Genomic DNA, 20294 nt, shown 5'->3' with positions numbered 1-20294 from the left:
GAGCAGTGGTAGACCTTCCGGGGATCAATTTGACAACGCCGGGCCGGATCTGCCTGTGGCAGGTCCGGCCCGGCGCGGGTCAGTCCCCGGTCGGCGCGGGCAACGCCGCTGCCGCACGGGCGGCGGCGGCGCGGGAGCGCAGCCACTGCTTGAACCACTGGGTGTCGGGCAGCCGGGCGAGCAGCGGCCCGGTCACCACCGTGATCAACACGTACGCGGTGGCGAGCGCCGCCAGCTTCGGGTTCACCGGGTAGGCGGCCGCGACGGCCAGTCCGGCGATGACGATGGAGAACTCGCCGCGCGGGGTCAGCGCCAGGCCGGCCCGCCAGCGACCGGGCTCGGCGATCCCCGCCCGGCGGGCGGCCAGGTAGCCGGTGGCCACCTTCGTCGCCATGGTGACCACTGCCAGCACCAGCGCCGGCAGCAGCACCGGCGGCATGTCCAGCGGGTTGGTGACCAGCCCGAAGAACACGAAGAAGACAGCGGCGAAGAGATCCCGCAGCGGGGAGAGCAGTTCGGTGGCGTGGTGCGCCACCGGCCCGGACAACGCGATGCCGACCAGGAACGCGCCGACAGCGGCGGAGACCTGGAGTTTGGCGGCGATACCGGCGACCAGCAGGGTCAGGCCGAGCACCCCGAGCAGGAGCGCCTCCGGGTCCTTGGCGGAGAGCGCGGCGGAGATCAGGTGGCCGTACCGGATCGCCACGGCCAGCACCACGACGACGGTGAACACCGCGATGGCGAGCGCGATGCCGCCCTTCATCAGGCCGACCCCGGCGAGCAGCGCGGTGACCAGCGGCAGGTAGAGGGCCATCGCCAGGTCCTCGATCACCAGGACGGAGAGGATCACCGGCGTCTCCCGGTTACCGACCCGGCCCAGGTCGCCGAGCACCTTGGCGATCACGCCCGACGACGACACCCAGGTGACGCCTCCGAGCACCACTGCGGCGACCCAGCCCCACCCGAGCAGCAGCGCGAACCCGAAGCCGGGCAGCGCGTTGAGCACCGCGTCGATCAGACCGGCCGGCGCGGCCGAGCGGAGGTTGCCCACCAGTTCGTTGGCGCTGTACTCCAGGCCGAGCATGACCAGCAGCAGGATCACGCCGATCTCGGCGCCGACGGCGAAGAACTCCTCGCTGGCGTTGAGCGGCAGCAGGCCACCGTGCCCGAACGCCAGGCCGGCGAGCAGGTAGAGCGGGATGGGCGAGACACCGACGCGACGGCTCAGCCGGCCGAGCAGGCCGAGCAGGAGCAGCAGCGCACCGACCTCGATGAGCAGGATTGTGGTTTCGTGCATACGCGTCAGACGTCCGGGTCGGTCTCGGCGAGGATCGCGGTCACGCCGTCGAGCCCCTGGCGGGTACCGACCACGACGACCACGTCGCCGGCTTCGAACCGGAAAGTGGGATCCGGCGAGACGTTCACCGTGCCCTGACGCAGCACGGCGACGATCGACGCGCTGGTCCGGGTCCGGGCCTTGGTGTCACCCAGCCGCTTGCCGACGTATTTCGAGCCGGCCGGAATGGCGATCTGCTCGGTCAGCAGCCCGGCGGCCTGCTCGCGCAGCCCGGAGAGCTGACCCAGCATCAGCGACGCGCCGAGGATGTCGGCGAGCGCCTCCGCCTCGTCGTCCGTCAGGGGGATGTCGTGCTGACAGGAGTCGGGATCTTCCGGGTCGTAGAGGACCAGGTCGCGACGGCCATTGCGGTGGGAGACCACACCGAGCCGGCGGCCGGACTCCGTCATCAGGTCATGACGTACGCCGATACCCGGCAGGGCGGTCTGTTCGACACGTACTCGCACGCGGGTGAGGCTACTCCGGGCGCGCACCTGCTGCGTCCGGGGTCGAACTACAGGCTGGTCGATGCGACTCGTCTAGGCACGTTCGGCCACGAACACGCCGACACCTTCAAGGGTCTCGGTGAGGCCGGTCGCCCGCAGGATCATCATCGCCTTGCCGACGACGGTGTCGGAGACGCCGTATTCCTTGCAGAGCTGGGCACGGCTCGGCAGCTTGGTGCCGGGTGGCCACTCTCCCGAATCGATCTTGCTCTTCAGCTCGTCTGCGAGCACCTGGTACTGCTGCTTGGGCATACACACTCCCCGGATGGCAGGCCCATTCGACCATGCACCCACCTCCAACCTCAAGCAATTGTGGGTCGATCGTTGACCTACGACTGGTACCGATTGTAGGTTGCTGACGAACGCTCCCGGATGGCACCTGGAGCTTCCAGGGTCGGGGCGGGCATCCCCCGTGGCTCGTCCCGACCCCCGTCCTCTGCGAGAAGGGACAGTGTCGTGCGCAATCTCCTGCGAATACGTCCGAAGCGGCGGAACGCGCGCCCGCCCGACTCCGCGCCGGGCGCCGCGTACCGCTCCGCGTCGTACCTTCCGCTCCGGCCCTGGCAGGTGCGGGGCCGCAGCTTCGCGACGCGCCGCCGGGGGCTGGACCCCGCCGAGGTCGCCGCGTTCCTCGACCGCGTGGCCGGGGACCTCGCCGCCGCGTACGCCGAAGTCGCCCGGAGCCGTGAGGAGACGGCGCGGATCAAGGGCGCGTTGCGCGAGTGGCAGTCCCGTCAGGCTCCCTCAATGCGCGACCTGGCCGGGCGGCCGTGACCGGGCGGTACGTGATCCATCTGCCGGTGCGCGCGGCGGATCTGACCCGGGCGAAGATGCTCGGTCGCACGGCCGGCCGGTCGTTGACGTTCCTCGCGGTGGTGGAGTTGGGCGGGATCACCGTGTCGACGGAGGACGACCAGGCCGTACGCCATTGGGTTTTCTGTGACCGCAAGCTGGACGGCGGCCGGCGTTGCGTGCTGCGCGCCGACCACGAGACCCCTTGCCTTACGCGCCTCCCGCGTCGATGAGATCTTGGTACGAAAGGGCCCCTATGAGGGCCGTTTCGTACCAAGATCTACCCGGCCTCGCCGGCGGAGGGTGACTCAGGTCACAGGAGTGGAGTTGAGCGGAATAGACTCAACTCTGGTTGTGTCATGTCCAGTGGACACGCCGATCCGGGGGAGCCCATGAACACGGAACGTCTCACCACCAAGAGCCGCGAGGCCATCACCGGTGCCGTCGCGCTGGCGAACCAGCGCGGTCACGCCACCGTGGAGCCCTGGCACCTGCTGTTGTCACTGCTGGACACCGAGGGCTCGACCGCCGCGGGCCTGCTGCGCGCCGTCGGGGCCGACCCGGCCGAGCTGCGCCGAGTCGCCCTGCGCTCGGTCGACGCGCTGCCCGCCGCGCGTGGGTCGAGCATCGCCGAGCCGACGCTGGCCCGCGAGTTCGTCAACGCCATCGGCGCCGCCGAGCAGATCGCGCGGCCGCTGGGCGACGAGTACACCTCCACCGAGCACCTGCTGGCCGGGCTGGCCCGGGTCGGCGGCGCGGTCTCGGTCGCGCTGAAGAACTCCGGCGCCACCGAGGAGAACCTGGTCGCCGCGTTCCCGACCGTCCGGGGCGGGGACCGCCGGGTCACCACCGCCGACCCGGAGCAGACCTACCAGGCCCTGGCCAAGTACGGCGTGGACCTCACCGCCAGCGCCCGCGACGGCAAGATCGACCCGGTGATCGGCCGGGACTCGGAGATCCGCCGGGTGATCCAGGTGCTGTCCCGGCGTACCAAGAACAACCCGGTGCTGATCGGCGAGCCGGGCGTCGGCAAGACCGCGATCGTGGAGGGCCTGGCCCAGCGGATCGTGGCCGGCGACGTGCCGGAGTCGCTGCGGGACAAAAAGCTCGTCTCGCTCGACCTCGGCGCGATGGTCGCCGGCGCGTCGTACCGCGGCCAGTTCGAGGAGCGGCTGAAGTCCGTGCTGGAGGAGATCAAGAACTCCGACGGCCAGGTCATCACGTTCCTCGACGAGCTGCACACCGTGGTCGGCGCCGGCAAGGGCGAGGGCTCGATGGACGCCGGCAACATGCTCAAGCCGATGCTGGCGCGCGGCGAGCTGCGGATGGTCGGCGCTACCACGCTCGACGAGTACCGCGAGCACATCGAGAAGGACCCGGCGCTGGAGCGCCGCTTCCAGCCGGTGCTGGTCGGCGAGCCGACCATCGAGGACACCATCGGCATCCTGCGCGGGCTCAAGGAGCGCTACGAGGTGCACCACGGCGTACGCATCACCGACGCCGCGCTGGTCGCCGCCGCCGCGCTCTCCGACCGCTACATCACCGACCGGTTCCTGCCGGACAAGGCGATCGACCTGGTGGACGAATCGGCGTCCCGGCTGCGCATGGAGATCGACTCGCGCCCGGTCGAGGTGGACGAGATCGAGCGGGCGGTACGCCGCCTGGAGATCGAGGAGATGGCGCTGGCAAAGGAGCCGGACGCCGCGTCCGCCGAACGCCTGGAGCGACTGCGCAAGGAACTGGCCGACAAGCGCGAGCAGCTCACCGCGCTCTCCGAGCGCTGGCAGACCGAGAAGAGCCACATCACCAAGCTCTCCACCGCCAAGGAGGAACTGGAGCGCCTCGGCGGCGAGGCCGAGCGGGCCGAGCGCGACGGCGAGCTGGAACGCGCCGCCGAGCTGCGGTACGGCCGGATCCCGGCGCTGCGGACCGAGCTGAAGCAGGCCGAGGAGGAACTGGCCCGGCTCCAGGCCGACGGCGCGATGCTCAAGGAGGAGGTCGGCGCGGACGACATCGCCGCGGTGGTCGCCTCCTGGACCGGCATCCCCGCCGGCCGGCTGCTCGAAGGCGAGACCGCCAAGCTGCTCCGGATGGAGGAGTCGCTGCGGGCCCGCGTCGTCGGCCAGGCCGAGGCGGTGGGCGCGGTCTCCGACGCGGTACGCCGCGCCCGGGCCGGCGTCGCCGACCCGGACCGCCCGACCGGCAGCTTCCTGTTCCTCGGACCGACCGGCGTCGGCAAGACCGAGCTGGCAAAGGCGCTCGCCGAGTTCCTCTTCGACGACGAGCGGGCCATGGTCCGCATCGACATGAGCGAGTACGGCGAGAAGCACTCGGTGGCCCGCCTGGTCGGTGCCCCGCCCGGATACGTCGGCTACGAGGAGGGCGGCCAGCTCACCGAGGCGGTACGCCGCCGGCCGTACTCGGTGATCCTGCTGGACGAGGTGGAGAAGGCCCACCCGGACGTCTTCGACGTACTGCTGCAGGTGCTCGACGACGGCCGGCTCACCGACGGTCAGGGCCGTACCGTGGACTTCCGCAACGCGATCCTGATCCTCACCTCGAATCTGGGCTCGTCGGTGATCAGCGACCTGACGCTCACCGAGAACGAGCGCCGGGAGGGCGTGCTCGCGGTGGTCCGGTCGCACTTCAAGCCGGAGTTCCTCAACCGGCTCGACGACATCGTGGTGTTCGCCGCGCTCCAGGGCGAGGACCTGCGTTCGATCGTGGACATTCAGCTCGACCGGATGCGCCGCCGACTGGCCGACCGTCGGCTGGGCCTGGAGATCACCGAAGCGGCCCGGACCTGGCTGGCCGAGCACGGGTACGACCCGATCTACGGTGCCCGCCCGCTGCGCCGGCTGGTGCAGTCGGCGATCGGCGACCAGCTCGCGAAGGCGCTGCTGGCCGGCGACATCCGCGACGGCGACACGGTCCGCGTAGACCTGTCCGACACCAAGGAGTCCCTGGCGGTCACCGCCGCCTGACCCGCTCCTGCGAAGGCCCGGCCGTCTTGGCCGGGCCTTCGCCGTTCCCGGCCGCGCCCTGCTCGTGGAGGTTGTTAACAAGGGGCCCTTCCTCTACCGGAGGCGTTAAAAGGGGGCCCTTCCTTGCGGTTGGAGGGGGTGGCGGGGTGGGCACATAGTGGGGCATGAGTGCGTGGGAGCGGGAACTGGACGAGGCGGCGCGGGAACTCGACGGCGCGGACACCCTCGCCTTCGGCGGGGTGGGACTGGCGGGGCAGGTGCTGCCCGCGACCGAGGCGTACCGACGGCTGGAACAGGGGTTGCGGGAGCACCCGGAGGCGGCCCGCAAGCGGGTCGACAAGCTGCTCCGCAAGGGTTCCCCGGCCGGGCGGGCGTACGCGGCGACGCTGCTGGAGGCGGCCGACCCGGCCGCCGGGCGGGACGCCTGGGCGCGGCTGCGCGACGACGACGGCGAGTTCACCACGTTCTCCGGCTGCCTGATGGGCCGCGCCACGCTGGGCGAATACGCCGCCGACCGGCTCGCCGGCGGCGAGCAGTAGCTGACCGCACACTCAGCGAACAGGACTTCAGAAGGCGTGCATGCGGTTGTTACCGTTCCCGCCTAGCAGGTTGGGGGAGGCGGTCGTGAACGGTTCGTTGGCGTACGTGGTGACCACGCTGGGGTGCCTCGTCGGGGTCGCCGGTGTGGTGATCGCCGTGATCGCGGTACGGAAGTCCCGGTCGGAGTCCGGCCCGAAGACGAAGGCGGCGCCGGGTGACCCGTTCCGGGACCGGGACGCGGACGCGCTGCGGGGCGACCCGCGCGCGCTCAAGCCCGGCGACATCGTCGAGATCCGCTCGGTGCCGTACACCGTGCGGGGCTCGGTGCACCTGGTCGAGGGTGGCTGGAGCTGGGCGGAGCACCTGCTCGACGACGCGGGCGGCGTGAAGCGCTGGCTCTCCGTCGAGTCCGACCCGGACCTGGAGCTGGTGCTCTGGACCAGCGAGCCGTCAGCCACCGTCACGCCGGGCGCCCCGACGCTGGAGATCGCCGGCCGCCGCTACAACTGGGACGAGTCGGGCCAGGCCCGGTACACCGCGACCGAGGGCACCGGCCTCGATCCGCACGGCACCATGCGCTACTACGACTACCAGGCGCCGGGCGGCGCGCGGCTGTCGTTCGAGGCGTACGGGGAGGCCGGCTGGGAGGTCAACCTCGGTGAGGAGCTGCGCCGCGCCGAGGTGATGATCTACCCGCAGGGCGGCCCGGAGACGGTGCGCTGACGTGCTCGTCTGCCTGGACGCGCCCTACGTCGACACCAGCGCCGCCGATCTGAGCCTGGCCCTGGGCGGCCCGGAGCTGCCGGCGCTCGCCGTACGCGACATCGACCTGCCCGGGCTGCCCCGGCTGCGGCTGCGCCTGCTCGGCGCCTCCCACCAGGTGGTGCTCGGCGGGCTCACGGAGACGGTCGCCTGCCTGCCCGGCCGCCCGCCGCACCTGCCGGACGCGCTGCACGACGAGACGACCGGCTACCGGTTCATGGCCACCGTGCTCCGGCCGGAGGGCGACGGCCTGCGTACCCGGGTCGCGGCGCTGCGCGCCGAGCTGGCCGAGGACCCGTACGCGCTGATCGGGGTCTTCCCCGGCGACGAGGACGCGGTTACCGCGCTCTCCGTCCGGCCCCGGCCGCCGGACGGCGTGCTCGCCTGGCGTACCTGGCACGTCTACCCCCAGACGAACGAGCTGGTCCTGACCGAGACCGTGGTGGAGGAGCTGTGACGTACCGACGGTGGTTCGTGGTGGGCGTGGCGGTCGCCGTCATCGGCGCGCTCATCGCCACCTTCACGATCTTCTACGGCAACTTCTCGCCCCGGGGCTACGTGGAGGACAACTTCTCCCGCGCCTCCGGGCGGGACATCGGCTCGAACGCGATCGCGTACACCTCCCGGAAGACGCCGAGCGAGGTGTCCAAGCAGATCACCGACGCCTGGAAGCCGGCCGACCAGTACGTCGACGGCAGCGGGGTCTACCTGCGCTACGACGACGACTCGGTGGTGATCCTCCCGCTCGCCGTCGGCTCGGTGATCCTGCTGGAGAAGATGACCACCGCCTACCCCCGCTACCACACCGTCGTCGGCAACAGCTGGGGCTGGGGCCGAGGCAGCACGGTCCGGGGCGGCGGCCCCGGTTCCGGTAAGTAGCCCCCTTCGCCCCCTCACCCTGGAGTCTTCTGTGCAGCATCTCGTCACCGATCTGCTGGTCACCCTCGCGTACGGCGTGGTCGGCGTCGTACTGATGGCCATCGGTTACGTCCTGGTCGACGTGGCCACCCCGGGCAAGCTTCACGAGCTGATCTGGGTCGAGCGCAACCGCAACGCGGCGCTGTTGCTCTCGTCGAACCTGGTCGGGGTGGGCACCATCGTGGTGGCCGCGATCGTGGCCAGCGACAACGACTTCAGGCTGGGGCTGATCGGCGCGGGCGCGTACGGCATCCTCGGCCTGGTGATCATGGCGGTGGCGTTCATGCTGCTCGACGCCGCCACTCCGGGCAAGCTCGGTGAGCTGCTGGTCGACCCGGAGCCGCATCCGGCGGTGTGGGTCTCGGCCACCGTGCACCTCGCCACCGGCGCGATCATCGCAGCCGCAATCATCTGATGAGCGGAAAGCCCGCACAGCATTCGGCGGGGAAGGACAAACGCAGCCAGACGGTGATCTGGTCCGTGGTCGTGGGGGTCGTGGTCGTCGTCTGCGCCGTCGGCGCGTTCAGCGGCGACTCGGACACCTCCGTCCCCGCGCCGGCCGCCGACGAACGCTCCGGCACCGTGCCGATCCTCCGGGCCGCCGCCGACAGCCAGGGCATCTGCTACGGCTGGGAACTGCTCGACGTGTACGACGAGGTGAGCGTCGGCTCCAACCTCGGCGACGGCACCACAGTCGTCGACGCGCCCGGCTGCGCGCGCTGGATCGCGGTCTCCGTGAACGTCAGGTACACCTCGTCCAGCAGCGAGTCGGAGGACTCCGCCACGATCCGGATCAAGGGGTCGGACGACATCGAGTTCGCCGACCTCGCCGCGATCGAGACCCGGCTGGGTCGCTTCGGGCTGGACGAGGACGCGTTCCTCGACGACCCGGGCTGGGCCGTCACCCGGGCCGCCACGATCCTGCCGCTGCTCGCCGCCGAACGCGGGCTGGCCGGACCGGCCACGCCGCCCACCGCCGCGCCGTCCACCGCTGCCGCGCCGCTGCCGGACGCCGGCAACGACTTCTGGCGGGACCGCTGGGCCTACCTCCTCAGCTCGGTCGGACTGTTCCTGCTCGCCGCGCTGTTCATCGCCGTGGGCGTGCGGCAGCGCCGCAGCCACCGGGGACGGGTGCCCGCGCAGCGCGCCGGGGCGGGAGCCGCCGGACGTACCCGGAGCAGACGGTGACCGCCGACGTGGCCGCACGGCCGCGGTGGCGCCTGGCCCGCGCGGCGGTCCTGCTCGCGGTCTTCGTCTGCGCGGCCTGCGGCCTGGTGTACGAGCTGGCGCTGGTCGCGCTCGGCAGCTACCTGATCGGCGACACGGTCGGTCAGGCGTCGATCGTGCTCGGCGTGATGGTCTTCGCGATGGGCGTCGGCGCGCTGGTGGCGAAGCCGTTGCAGTCCCGGGCGGTGGTCTCGTTCGCGGTGATCGAGCTGACGCTGGCGCTGCTCGGCGGCCTCTCCGTGCTCGGCCTCTACGCCGCGTTCGCCTGGCTCGACCTGTACGGCCCGGCGCTCGTCGGCACCGCGTTCGTGCTCGGCCTGCTGATCGGCGCGGAGATCCCGCTGCTCATGGTGATGCTGCAACGCATCCGGGAACAGTCCGCGGGCAGCGCGGTGGCCGACCTGTTCGCCGCCGACTACGTGGGCGCGCTGCTCGGCGGGCTGGCCTTCCCGTTCCTGCTGATCCCGGCCTTCGGCCAGCTCAAGGGCGCGCTCGTGGTGGGCGCGGTGAACGCGGTCGCCGGGGTGGTGCTCGTCTTCACCGTGTTCCGCGCCGACCTCAGCCGCCGGGCGCGGGCCGCGCTGGGCGCGGCCACCGCCGTGGTCGGCCTGCTCCTCGGGTACGCCTGGGTGACCGCCCACGACTTCGAGGTGACCACCCGCCAGCAGCTCTACCGCGACCCGGTGGTGCACGCCGAGCGCAGCCGCTACCAGGAGATCGTGCTGACCCGGTCGGTGTCCGAGCCCGGCCGCTCCGCCACCGACCTGCGGCTGTTCCTCAACGGCGACCTGCAGTTCAGCTCGATCGACGAGTACCGCTACCACGAGGCGCTCGTGCACCCGGCGATGCGCGGGGCGCACGGCGACGTGCTGGTGCTCGGCGCCGGGGACGGGCTGGCCGCGCGGGAGATCCTCAAGTACCCGGACGTGCGTTCGGTGACGCTCGTCGACCTCGACCCGGCAGTGGTCGAGCTGGCCCGCCGCGAGCCGCAACTGCGCGAGCTGAACGGCGGCTCGCTCACCGACCCCCGGGTACGGGTGCTCAACCTTGACGCGTTCGCGTGGCTGCGTACCGCCACGGACCGCTTCGACGTGGTGATCGCCGACCTGCCCGACCCGGACGAGACGGCCACCGCGAAGCTCTACACGATCGAGTTCTACACGCTGATCCGGCCGGTGCTGGCCCCCGGCGGGCGGCTCGTCGTGCAGTCCGGGTCGCCCTACTTCGCACCCCGGTCGTACTGGTCGATCGAGCGGTCGATCCGCGAGGCCGGCTTCGCCACCGTGCCGTACCACGTCGACGTGCCGAGCTTCGGCGACTGGGGATTCGTGCTCGCCGCGCCGGGTGACGTGGCGCCGGAACTGGCGCTGCCGGACGACAGGCCGCCGCTGCGTTTCCTCACCCCGGAGGTGGTGGCCGCAGCCGCCACGTTCCCCGCCGACCGGGCCCGGCTGGACATGCCGGCCAACACGTTGTTGCGACCGAGGGTGCTGGACTACGCCCGCGAGGAGTGGCGCGGCTACTAGGTTTCGGGGCATGCCACCCGAATCGCCGCGCTACCGGCCGGGGATCGGCTGGCTGGTCCGCCGGCTGCCGACCCGGGCGATCCAGGCTGCGTCCTACCTCCAGGCGTTCGTGCTCTCCGGCGTGGTCACCGTGCTGGCCGTACGCGCGTACCTGAAGGCCGCCGACTATCCACAGCTCGGCGGCGGCGGGCTGCACATCGCGCACGTGCTCTGGGGCGGCCTGCTGCTCGCCGTGGGTCTGGGCATCCCGCTGGTCTTCCTCGGCGGTGGCGCCCGCAGCGGCGGAGCGGTGATCGGCGGCATCGGGTTCGGGCTGTTCATCGACGAGGTGGGCAAGTTCGTCACCACCGGCACCGACTACTTCTACGCCCCCGCCGCCGCCATCATCTACGTCGCGTTCGCGCTGCTGGTCCTGCTCACCCAGGCGGTACGCGGGCGCACCGGCCGCTCCCGGCTCACCCCCGCCGAACGCACCGCCAACGCGCTGGACGTGGTGCTCAGCGGCCTGCCCGGCGGATTGACCGACAGGCGGCGGATCGCCGTGCTGCGTCTCGTGCAGGGCACCGGACCGGCCACCGAGACGGCGGTGGCGCAACTGCTGGACGCCGTACCCCGCCGGGAGCCGCCGCCGGTGCGGTTCTGGCAGCGAGCGGCGGACCGGGCCCGGCGTCTCGCCGTCTGGGCGGCCGGACGCCGCTGGCTCATCTGGCCGGTGGTGGTCTATCTGGTGGTGGAGCCGGTGCTCACCGTGCTGGCCGTGTTCCTCGACGGCGTGACCGGGCACCTGGGCGAGGAACGGGAGTGGGGTGCGATCCTCGGTGTCAGCGCCAGCGCGCTGATCACGGCCGTGCTCGGCCTGTGGGCCGCCTGGCTGCTGCGCCGCGACCGGGCCGAGGCGTTCCGGCTGTTCAAGCTGGCGCTCCTGGTCGACCTGCTGTTCGGGCAGGTCTTCAACTTCACCGTCAACCAGTTCGGCGCGGTCTCCGCGGTCGCGCTCGACCTGGCGCTGCTCGGTGTGGTCACCGCCGAGCACCGCCGGCTGCGCCGCGCCGCGGACCGGTGAGCCGTTCCGACATGCTGACCTGGTGCGAGATCGCTACGGTGGTCACCTGATCCAGGAAAGGGAGAATCATGGCCGATGCTCCGGGCACCGCGCCCCGCGCGCGTCCCAGTGTGGTGACGCTTTCCAGCTGGCTGCTCATTCTCGTCGCCGCGATCCAGGTGGTGAACCTGATCGTGGCGCTGACCGTCGCGGGCACCGTCCGCGACGTCCTCACCGACGCGTACGCGGGCTCCTCGGCCGAGGGGGCCGCCGACATCGCGTACGTGTTCAGCATCGTCACGGCGATCGTGTCGCTGCTGATCGCGGCCGGGCTCGTCGTGCTCGCGCTGCTGAACAACAGGGGCAAGAACGCCTCCCGGATCACCACCTGGGTGCTGGGCGGCATCCTGCTCTGCTGCACCGGCGGCGGGCTGCTCACCGGCCTCACCGGTGGCATGACCGGCGGCACCGCCACGGGTGACATGCCCAGCCCGGACGAGATCCAGCGCCGGCTCGACGACGCTCTGCCGTCCTGGTACACCCCGGTCAACCTGCTGCTGGGCCTGGTGGCGCTGCTCGCCCTGCTGGCCGCGCTGATCCTGCTGGCGCTGCCGAAGGCGAACGAGTTCTTCCGCAAGCCCAAGGCCGGCTGGGAGCCGCCGGTACCGGGCGGCGCGTACCCGGCGGCCCCGGGGCACGCGGGTGACCCGTCGTACCCGTCGTACCCGTCGTACCCGTCGTACCCGCCGGCTCCCGGCACCCCGCCGCCGTCCACGCCGGGCGGTCCGCCGCCGTCGGCCGGTCAGCCGCCGGCCGGGCCGGCCGGTCAGCCGGGCGAGCGCCGCGACCCGGAGCCGCCATCCGGAAGTTGACGTCCGGATTGAGGCGACGCCGACGATCCCTCCGAGTAGGTTGCATCCGACGCCTACCGGAGGGATCAGTCGTGTCGTACCCCGATCGGGCCGCCCCCCGCCGGCCGGGCGCCGTCCTCGCCGCGGTGGCGGTGCTGCTGGCGATGGCGGTCGGCGCCGTGGCGTACGCGGTGGCGAACCTCGCCGTCACCGGCGGCACGGTGGACCGGTTCCGGGCCGCCGCGGCGGACGAGACCGGCGCGAGCGGCGGCGACATCGACCAGGTGGCCGGCCTGCTGCGCGCCTCGACCTACCTCGCCGCCGTGCTCGGCGTGCTGGCCGCGCTGCTGCTGGTCGGGCTGGCGCTCGGCCTGCTCGCCGGCCGGTCCGGGGCCCGCGTGGGAACCTGGGTCGTCGCCGGCACCGGCCTGCTCTGCGGCTGTTGCGGGCTGGCGTTGCTGGTCGGCCAGCGGGCCGCCCCGTTGCAACTCGGCCCCGAGGACCGGATCACCGCCGACCTGCTCGGGCTGGTCGGGGACGCCTACCCGGGGTGGTGGATCCCGGTGAACGCGGTGGTGTCGGTGGCGCAGATCCTCGGCTATCTGGTGGTCGCCGCGCTGCTCACGTTGCCGTCGGCCGGCGCGTTCCTGCGCAGCGGCACCGGACCGGCGCGGCCGTCCGGGTACGGCGCCACCTTATCCGGCGCGCCCGTCTCCGGGCCGACGCCCTGGGGACCGCCGCCCGGCCTGCAACAGCCGTCCGCCCCGCCCGCGTCCGCCCCGCCCGCGTCGCCGTGGGCCGCCCCGCCGCCTCCCGAGGACCGCCCATGACCGGTGACACCCACCCCTCCCGGCGCCGAGCCCTGGTCACCGGCGCCAGCCTCGGCATCGGCGAGGCGTTCGCCCGGCGGCTCGCCGCCGGCGGCTGGGACCTCGTCCTGGTGGCCCGGGACGCCACCCGGCTCGACGCGCTCGCGACCGAGCTGACCGGCCGGCACGGCGGCGACGCGGAGACGATCGCGGCCGATCTGTCCACCGAGGACGGTTGTGCGGCGGTCGAGCGCCGGCTTGCCGACGGCCCACCGGTCGACCTGCTGGTGAACAACGCGGGGATCAGCTTGAACACCTCGTTCGTCCGGTCGCCGGTGGCCGGCGAGGCGCGGCTGGTACGGCTCAACGTGCTCGCGGTGCTGCGTCTGACCCACGCCGCGCTCGGCCCGATGATCGAACGAGGGCAAGGGGCAGTGATAAATGTCTCTTCCGTTGCGGGCTTCGGTGTCCCCATGCCGGGATCCACGTACTCGGCCAGCAAGGCGTGGGTGACGAATTTCAGCGAGTCGATCGGCCAGTCCGTCGCGCCGCTCGGCGTACGGGTGATGGCGCTCTGCCCCGGCTACACCCGCACCGGCATCCACGAGCGGGTCGGCATCGACATGTCGCGCCTGCCCGCCTGGGCCTGGCTGCGTGCCGACGATGTGGTCGCCGAAGGGCTCCGTGACCTGCATAAAGGCAAGTTCGTGAGTGTCCCGGACTGGAAGTACAAGGTGGCGGTCGCCGGGCTGCGGTACGCCCCGAAGCGCCTGCTGCGGGGCTTCCGCCGGGACACCCGGGGCGCGGTCGACCGGCGACGCGGCTGAGCGGCGGCGGGGCCGGTCGGCGGCCGACCTCGATGGACGGTCGCGCAGCGTAGCCGCTCATCGCCACCCATCGGTCGCCCACTGGGTTGACCAGGGCGGACCCCGAGCACGGCTCTCAGACTTGCGAAGTACTCTCTTGGGCCATGGGCGACCGCGACGACCTGCGCAAATTCATCAGTGACCTGGCTGTGGTCCACGGCCGGGTGGTGCTCTCGTCGGGCCGCGAGGCGGACTGGTACGTGGATCTGCGCCGGGTCACGCTCCATCACGAAGCGGCTCCGTTGATCGGTCGGGTCATGCTCGATCTGACCGCCGACTGGGCGTACGACGCGGTTGGTGGGCTGACCCTGGGCGCCGATCCGGTGGCCGCCGCCATGTTGCACGCCTCGGCCGGCACCGACGGCGCGGTGGACGCGTTCGTGGTCCGTAAGGAGGGCAAGGCGCACGGCCTCCAGCGCCGGATCGAAGGTCCGGACGTGGCCGGTCGCCGGGTCCTGGCGGTCGAGGACACCTCCACCACTGGCGGAAGTGTTTTGACGGCGGTCGAGGCATTACGCGAGGCGGGGGCCGAAGTGGTGGGTGTGGCGGTTATTGTTGATCGAGGCGCCGGCGACGCGGTGCGAGCCGCCGGATTGCCCTATCGGGCGGCCTATACGTTGGCTGACCTCGGCCTTGTGGCGTAAAAGTCTGCCGATTCGGATCTGCTGATATGCAGGCGGATCGATGCTGCTGGTGGAAGGATGGAATACGTGGGAACTGCGTTGGCTGAAATGACCATGCCTCAGATCTCGCCGCTTGCCGGCGAGCCGATCGAACGCGCCGACGCCGAGCGGCTTGCGGGGGTCCTCAAGGCCCTCGCGGACCCCGCACGGCTGCGGCTGCTCAGCCTGATCCAGTCGGCTCCCGAGGGGGAGGCGTGCGTGTGTGACCTCACCGCGCCGCTCGGCCTCTCGCAGCCGACGGTCAGCCACCACCTGCGAATCCTCACCGAGGCCGGCTTGCTGGAGCGGGAGAAGCGCGGGGTCTGGGCGTACTACCGGCTGGTGCCGTCCGCGATCGCCACGATCGCGGATCTGCTCACCCCGCCGCGGAAGCGGGCCACCAAGAAGGCTCGCTGAAACCTTTCGGGCCGGCCCGTAGAGGGTCGTCCCGGCCGGGTGCCCGGTGGCGTGCGAGGGGTGGCGCCATCAGCGCACGATGACGGCTGCGGCCGTTCGTGTGACCCGGTTCGATCAGTCATGCCGAAGGCCGGTCCTCGCCCGAGGGCCGGCCTTCGGTGTCTGAACCGTGCTCAGCGGCGGTGCTGCCCGCCGTCTCCGTGGCCCGGCCGGTGCTCCTCGATGCCCTCGCGAGCCGCCTCCACGGTGCCGGCCACGGTCGCCGCGGTGATCACCGCGACCGCCTCGCCGCGCTTGCGCGCACGCCGGTCTCGCAGGAACTCGAAGAAGATCGGCAGCACCGAGATCACGATGATCAGCGCGACCACCGGCAGGATGTACCTGTCGATCTTGTCGCCGATGGCGTCGTAGATCTGCCGGGCCAGCAGGTAGCCGATCAGCAGGATGCCGTCCACCCAGAGGACCGCGCCCACCACGTTCCACACGAAGAACTGGCGGGCCGACATGCCGAGCACGCCGGCCACCGGGTTGAGGAACGTCCGCACGATCGGGATGAACCGGGCCAGCACCACCGCCTTCGCCGGCCCGAACTTCTGGAAGTAGTACTCGGCCTTCTCCACGTACTCCCGCTTGAACAGGCGGGAGTTGGGCTTGTCGAACATGCGGCGGCCGTACCGGGCGCCGAGCCAGTGCCCGAGCTGCGCCCCGACGATGGCGCAGAGCGGCCCGCCGATCAGCAGCCCGGCCAGGGACAGGCGGGTGCCGTCGCCGAAGATGGCGTCGGCCACCGGGGAGGCGGCCACCCCGGCCAGGAACAACAGCGAGTCGCCCGGGAAGAAGAAGCCGACCAGCAGCCCGGTCTCGGCGAAGAGAATGACCCAGACGCCGATCATGCCGAAGGTGTGGATGAGGTCCTTCGGATCGAGCGGGTTCAGCGCCACGCTCTCGGAGAACATCCGTGTCTTCTCTGCTGTGTCCACGGCCACACAGGGTACCCCGGCCCGGTCCGGCATTTCGGCCGGACCGGGCGTCCTCGTCAGAGGCGGGGATCGACGGGCTCGGACTCGCAGGCGAGGATCGCGAACACCAGCTCGTGGCGGCGCCAGAGCGGCGCGTCCTCGGCCAGCGCGTCCAGCGCGGCCAGGCCCAGGCCGTGCTCGCGCAGCGCGAGCCCGCGCTTGCGGCCCAGCGAGCGCCGGCGCAACGCGGCGAGCTGACCCGGCTCGGTGTAGCCGGGACCGTAGATGATCCGCAGGTACTCGCGGCCCCGGCACTTGATCCCCGGCTGGAGCAGCGGGCCCTTCGGACCACGGGCGGCCAGGCCCGCGTACGGCTTGACCACCATGCCCTCGCCGCCGGCCGCGGTGAGCGCCAGCCACCACTGCGTCGCGTCCGCCACCGCCGTCTCGTCGGCCAGCTCCACCACCCGCCGCCGGGTGGGTGTGAAGAACTCCGGGTCGGCGGCGCAGAGCCGGTCGGCCAGCGCCAGGTGCCAGCCGTGGTCGCGGTCGGCGTAGCTCACCCCGGCCCCGGCCAGCACCGCGAACGGCGCCAGCGTCACCCCGCGCAACCCGTCGGTCGGCCGGACGTACGCCCGGTAGGCCGCCGAGTAGGCGGTCACCTCGGCGGCCCGCTCGGCCATCCGGTCACGCAGCCCGTCCACCGGCAGCCCCCGCGCGGCGGCCGAGTCCAGCGCGGCGAGCACCGGCGGCAGCGCCGCCCGCCCGGCCGCGCCCACCCCGGCGTACTGCTCGCGGATCAGCCCGCTCGCCTTCGCCGACCAGGGCAGCAGCTCGGCGTCGAGCAGCAGCCAGTCGGTGCCCAGCTCGGCCCAGAGACCGGCGGTGGTGACCGCGGCGCGCACCCGGGCCAGCAGCTCGCCGTCGAGCGGCGGGCCGAAGAACGGCCTACCGGTACGGGTGTGCACCACCCCACCGCCGAACCGGCCCGGCTCCCGCTCCACGAGCACCACCGCCCGCGAGCCCATGTGCTTCTCCTCGCAGACCACCCGGTCGACACCGGCCGCCCGGTAGTCGGCGAACGCCTCGGCCGGGTGCTCCAGGAACCCCTCGACAGTCGACGTGGAGCAGGGCGCCATGGTCGGCGGCAGCCACACCAGCCGGCCCGGGTCGACAGCGAAGCGGCTCATCACCTCCAGCGCGGCGGCGGCGTTCTCGGCCGGCACTGTGAGCGACCCGTACGGGTGGGTGACGTGGCGTCGCCCGGTCACGTCGGCCAGGTCCAGCACGGTGTCCGGCCGCACGGGCGCGACCGGGACCAGCGGCCGGGCCGGGGCGTACCACTCCTTCGCCGCCGGTACGGCGACCAGCTCCTTCTCCGGGTAGCGCAGCGCGGTCAGCTTTCCGCCGAACACGCAACCGGTGTCCAGGCAGATGGTGTTGTTCACCCACTCCGGCTCGGGAGTCGGCGTGTGCCCGTACACGACCATCGCCGAGCCCCGGTAGTCGCGCGCCCACGGGTAGCGCACCGGCAGGCCGTACTCGTCGGTCTCGCCGGTGGTCTCGCCGTAGAGCGCGAACGACCGCACCCGGCCGGACGCCCGCCCGTGGTACGCCTCCTTCAGCCCGGCGTGCGCCACCACCAGCCGGCCGCCGTCGAGCACGAAGTGGCTGACCAGGCCGTCGATGAACGTCTCCACCTCGGCGACGAACTCCGGCGGCTCCGCGGCGAGCTGCTCCATCGTCTCGGCCAGACCGTGGGTCAGCCGGACGTCCCGGCCGCGCAGCTTGCGCTGCAGCTTCTGCTCGTGGTTGCCCGGCACGCAGATCGCGTGGCCGGCCGCCACCATGCCCATCACCAGGCGGAGCACGCCGGGCGAGTCCGGGCCGCGGTCCACCAGGTCACCGACGAACACCGCGGTACGCCCCGACGGGTGCTCCGCGTCCACCGGGCGGCCCGCGTCGTCGCGTCGCAGCACGTAGCCGAGCCGGGACAGCAGCGCCTCCAGCTCGGTACGGCAGCCGTGCACGTCCCCGATCACGTCGAACGGGCCGGTCAGCTCGCGCCGGTCGTTGAACAGCTTCTCGTAGCGGATCTCCGCGGCGTCGATCTCCTCCACGCCGCGCAGCACGTGCACCTTGCGGAAGCCCTCGCGGGCCAGCCGCCCGTACGACTGCCGCAGGTCGCGGCGCATCCGGTTGAGCACCTGCCGGCCGTGCGTGCGGTCGGCGCGCGCCTCGGTACGCTCCCAGGCCACCGCCTCCGGCACGTCCAGCACGATCGCCACCGGCAGCACGTCGTGCTCCCGGGCGACCCGGATCAGCCCGGCGCGGGCGTGCGGCTGGAGGTTCGTCGCGTCGACCACTGTCAGCAGGCCGCGCCGCAGCCGGATGGCGGCGACGTGGTGCAGCGCGTCGAACGCGTCGGCGGACGCGGACTGGTCGTTCTCGTCGTCGGCGACCAGGCCGCGGAACGTGTCCGAGGAGAGCACCTGGCTGGGCGCGAAGTGCCGCCGGGCGAACGTGGACTTGCCGGAGCCGGAGACGCCGACGAGCGCCACCAGTGCCAGCTCGGGGATGTCCAGGACGGTCATCGGTTCGTCGCCTCCTTCCGGTCGTCGCTGGTGTTCTCGTTGCGGTCGGCGCGGGTGAGCACCGCCATCTGGGTCGGCGCGCCCACCTCCGGGTCGTCGTCGCCGACACCGCCGACGACAGCCGTGTAGCCGTGCGCCGCCGCCACCCGGTCCACCCAGGCCGCGAACTCGGCCCGGGTCCACTCGAACCGGTGGTCCGCGTGCCGGAACCGGCCCGGCCCGAGCCCCTCGTAGCGGACGTTGTACTCGACGTTCGGGGTGGTCACCACCACCGTGCCCGGCCGGGCGTGACCGAACACCGCGTCCTCCAGCGCGGGCAGGCGCGGCGGATCGAGGTGCTCCACGACCTCCATCAGCACCGCCGCGTCGTACCCCCGGAGCCGGTCGTCGCGGTAGGTCAGCGCCGACTGCCACAGCCGGATCCGGTCCCGCTGCCGCTCCGGCAGCCGGTCCAGGCGCAGCCGCCGGGCCGCCAGGCCGAGCGACCGGTCGGACACGTCGACGCCCACCACCTCGGTGAAGCGCCGGTCGGCGACGAGCGCGGTCAGCAGCGCGCCGCCACCGCAGCCCAGATCCAGCACCCGGCTCGCACCGCTGTCCCGCAGCGCGGCGAGCACCGCCTCGCGTCGCCGTACCGCCAGCGAGGCGCGGCGGACGTCCTCCACCACCGGCGCTTCTCCGGGCGCGGGGTCGATGCTGTCGTCGGCGGGCGGCTCGTCGGCCAGGCGCAGCTCGGTCAGGCGGGCCATCGCCACGCCCGCGAGCGCCCGGCGGTGCGCCAGGTAGCGCCGCGTGATCAGGGCCCGCTCCGGATGACCGGCCAGCCAGCCGGCGCCCGCGCGCAGCAGCTTGTCCACCTCGTCCGGCGCCACCCAGTAGTGCTTCGCGTCGTCGAGCACCGGCAGCAGCACGTACAGGTGGTTGAGGGCGTCCGCGAGCCGCAGCGTGCCGGTCAGCGTCAGGTCGACGTAGCGGCTGTCACCCCACTCCGGGTACGTCTCGTCGAGCGGGATCGGGGTGGCAGTCACGGTCCAGCCCAGCGGGGCGAAGATCCGTACTGCCAGCTCCGCGCCGCCCCGGCAGCGCAGCACCGGCACCCGTACGGTCAGCGGGATCGCGGTCGCGGCCAGTTCGGGACGGTCACGCGACTCGCCCCGCAGCGCGGAGCGGAACACCTTCGACAGCGCCGACGAGAGCAGGCTGGAGGCGGCGTACGGGCGGTCGTTGACGTACTGCCCGAGCGCGAAGCCCTCCGGCGCGCGGTTCTTCCGGCCCCCGCCCAGCTTGAGTGGATCGACCTCGACCAGCAGCGCCGCCGTGCAGCGCGCCTCGTCCGCCTCCGGGTAGAACACATGCGCGGCGCCGGCGGGCAGATCGAAGGTCTGCACGCGGTCCGGATGCTTCACCAGGAGGTGGCCGAGGTCGGTCGCGGGGCGGTGGGTCGTGGTGAGGGTCAGCAGCACTTGTCGATGATCTCGTTGTTTTCTGGTTTTTGTCGTGGGG

The 20294-nt window shown here is 72.3% G+C and carries 22 protein-coding genes; 16 read left to right on the top strand and 6 right to left on the bottom strand.

Annotated features, from left to right (window positions below; translation table 11 throughout):
- Nucleotides 1–79: 79 nt before the first annotated feature.
- The 3 genes from A4R25_RS22330 to A4R25_RS22320 all read right to left on the bottom strand — a co-directional run bounded on the left by A4R25_RS22330 (nt 80) and on the right by A4R25_RS22320 (nt 2094).
- On the bottom strand, nt 80–1297 hold the full coding sequence (locus A4R25_RS22330) for a cation:proton antiporter (RefSeq protein ID WP_043327579.1): 1218 nt from the start codon (nt 1295–1297) through the stop codon (nt 80–82).
- A 5-nt stretch (nt 1298–1302) separates the two neighbouring features.
- Entirely contained in the window at nt 1303–1803 is a 501-nt protein-coding gene (locus tag A4R25_RS22325) for a cation:proton antiporter regulatory subunit (protein WP_064447962.1), read from the bottom strand.
- Nucleotides 1804–1875: 72 nt separating this feature from the next.
- Nucleotides 1876–2094, bottom strand: a complete 219-nt coding sequence (locus tag A4R25_RS22320) for a winged helix-turn-helix domain-containing protein (protein ID WP_030500544.1) — start codon at nt 2092–2094, stop codon at nt 1876–1878.
- Between the two features lie 204 nt (nt 2095–2298).
- Between A4R25_RS22320 and A4R25_RS22315 the strand changes: the two genes are divergently transcribed.
- From A4R25_RS22315 to A4R25_RS22240, 16 genes are all read left to right on the top strand, one after another.
- A complete protein-coding gene (locus A4R25_RS22315) occupies nt 2299–2616 on the top strand; it encodes a DivIVA domain-containing protein (protein ID WP_082931099.1) in 318 nt (105 codons plus the stop codon).
- Complete coding sequence (locus A4R25_RS22310; protein ID WP_043327576.1) at nt 2613–2867, top strand: hypothetical protein; 255 nt, start codon at nt 2613–2615, stop codon at nt 2865–2867. The genes A4R25_RS22315 and A4R25_RS22310 overlap by 4 nt, the downstream gene beginning before the upstream one ends.
- A gap of 159 nt (nt 2868–3026) precedes the next feature.
- Entirely contained in the window at nt 3027–5618 is a 2592-nt protein-coding gene (clpB, locus tag A4R25_RS22305) for an ATP-dependent chaperone ClpB (protein WP_064447961.1), read from the top strand.
- Nucleotides 5619–5782: 164 nt separating this feature from the next.
- Nucleotides 5783–6157 carry a hypothetical protein gene (locus tag A4R25_RS22300; protein ID WP_064447960.1) on the top strand — a complete coding sequence of 125 codons (375 nt, stop codon included), beginning with the start codon at nt 5783–5785 and terminating at the stop codon, nt 6155–6157.
- 85 nt (nt 6158–6242) lie between these two features.
- A complete protein-coding gene (locus A4R25_RS22295; protein WP_064447959.1) occupies nt 6243–6881 on the top strand; it encodes a DUF4178 domain-containing protein in 639 nt (212 codons plus the stop codon).
- Between the two features lies 1 nt (nt 6882).
- Nucleotides 6883–7377, top strand: coding sequence for a DUF2617 family protein (locus A4R25_RS22290; RefSeq protein ID WP_064447958.1), 495 nt, complete (start codon nt 6883–6885; stop codon nt 7375–7377).
- Nucleotides 7374–7799, top strand: a complete 426-nt coding sequence (locus A4R25_RS22285; RefSeq protein WP_043327572.1) for a DUF4247 domain-containing protein — start codon at nt 7374–7376, stop codon at nt 7797–7799. Before A4R25_RS22290 ends, A4R25_RS22285 begins: the two co-directional genes overlap by 4 nt.
- Nucleotides 7800–7830: 31 nt before the next feature.
- Complete coding sequence (locus A4R25_RS22280) at nt 7831–8253, top strand: DUF350 domain-containing protein (RefSeq protein ID WP_043327571.1); 423 nt, start codon at nt 7831–7833, stop codon at nt 8251–8253.
- Entirely contained in the window at nt 8253–9026 is a 774-nt protein-coding gene (locus A4R25_RS22275) for a hypothetical protein (protein ID WP_064447957.1), read from the top strand. Before A4R25_RS22280 ends, A4R25_RS22275 begins: the two co-directional genes overlap by 1 nt.
- Nucleotides 9023–10591 (top strand): polyamine aminopropyltransferase, encoded by a 1569-nt coding sequence (locus A4R25_RS22270; RefSeq protein ID WP_064447956.1) that lies wholly within the window; start codon nt 9023–9025, stop codon nt 10589–10591. The genes A4R25_RS22275 and A4R25_RS22270 overlap by 4 nt, the downstream gene beginning before the upstream one ends.
- Nucleotides 10592–10655: 64 nt before the next feature.
- Entirely contained in the window at nt 10656–11654 is a 999-nt protein-coding gene (locus A4R25_RS22265) for a hypothetical protein (RefSeq protein WP_043330768.1), read from the top strand.
- 68 nt (nt 11655–11722) lie between these two features.
- The gene (locus A4R25_RS22260; RefSeq protein ID WP_064447955.1) at nt 11723–12505 is read left to right on the top strand and encodes a hypothetical protein; all 783 of its coding nucleotides are present in this window, start codon (nt 11723–11725) and stop codon (nt 12503–12505) included.
- 71 nt (nt 12506–12576) lie between these two features.
- Nucleotides 12577–13314 (top strand): hypothetical protein, encoded by a 738-nt coding sequence (locus tag A4R25_RS22255; RefSeq protein WP_064447954.1) that lies wholly within the window; start codon nt 12577–12579, stop codon nt 13312–13314.
- Nucleotides 13311–14120 carry an SDR family oxidoreductase gene (locus A4R25_RS22250; RefSeq protein ID WP_064447953.1) on the top strand — a complete coding sequence of 270 codons (810 nt, stop codon included), beginning with the start codon at nt 13311–13313 and terminating at the stop codon, nt 14118–14120. The genes A4R25_RS22255 and A4R25_RS22250 overlap by 4 nt, the downstream gene beginning before the upstream one ends.
- Nucleotides 14121–14263: 143 nt before the next feature.
- Entirely contained in the window at nt 14264–14803 is a 540-nt protein-coding gene (gene pyrE / locus A4R25_RS22245) for an orotate phosphoribosyltransferase (protein ID WP_043327566.1), read from the top strand.
- A 57-nt stretch (nt 14804–14860) separates the two neighbouring features.
- The gene (locus A4R25_RS22240) at nt 14861–15238 is read left to right on the top strand and encodes a helix-turn-helix transcriptional regulator (protein ID WP_007454255.1); all 378 of its coding nucleotides are present in this window, start codon (nt 14861–14863) and stop codon (nt 15236–15238) included.
- A gap of 173 nt (nt 15239–15411) precedes the next feature.
- Here A4R25_RS22240 and A4R25_RS22235 read toward each other — a convergent pair whose 3' ends face one another.
- From A4R25_RS22235 to A4R25_RS22225, 3 genes are read right to left on the bottom strand one after another with little or no spacing between them, the layout of a single operon-like run.
- Nucleotides 15412–16251, bottom strand: a complete 840-nt coding sequence (locus A4R25_RS22235; protein WP_043327565.1) for a DedA family protein — start codon at nt 16249–16251, stop codon at nt 15412–15414.
- A gap of 23 nt (nt 16252–16274) precedes the next feature.
- Entirely contained in the window at nt 16275–18791 is a 2517-nt protein-coding gene (locus A4R25_RS22230; protein WP_064447952.1) for a polynucleotide kinase-phosphatase, read from the bottom strand.
- Nucleotides 18788–20254 (bottom strand): 3' terminal RNA ribose 2'-O-methyltransferase Hen1, encoded by a 1467-nt coding sequence (locus A4R25_RS22225; RefSeq protein WP_064447951.1) that lies wholly within the window; start codon nt 20252–20254, stop codon nt 18788–18790. Before A4R25_RS22225 ends, A4R25_RS22230 begins: the two co-directional genes overlap by 4 nt.
- Nucleotides 20255–20294: the final 40 nt, after the last annotated feature.

It is taken from the genome of Micromonospora sp. NBRC 110037 (assembly GCF_001652995.1).
GTDB classification, from domain to species: Bacteria; Actinomycetota; Actinomycetes; order Mycobacteriales; family Micromonosporaceae; genus Micromonospora; species Micromonospora chalcea.
The sequence above is the reverse complement of the archived record's forward strand: the minus strand, read 5'-3'. Positions and strand labels throughout refer to the sequence as shown.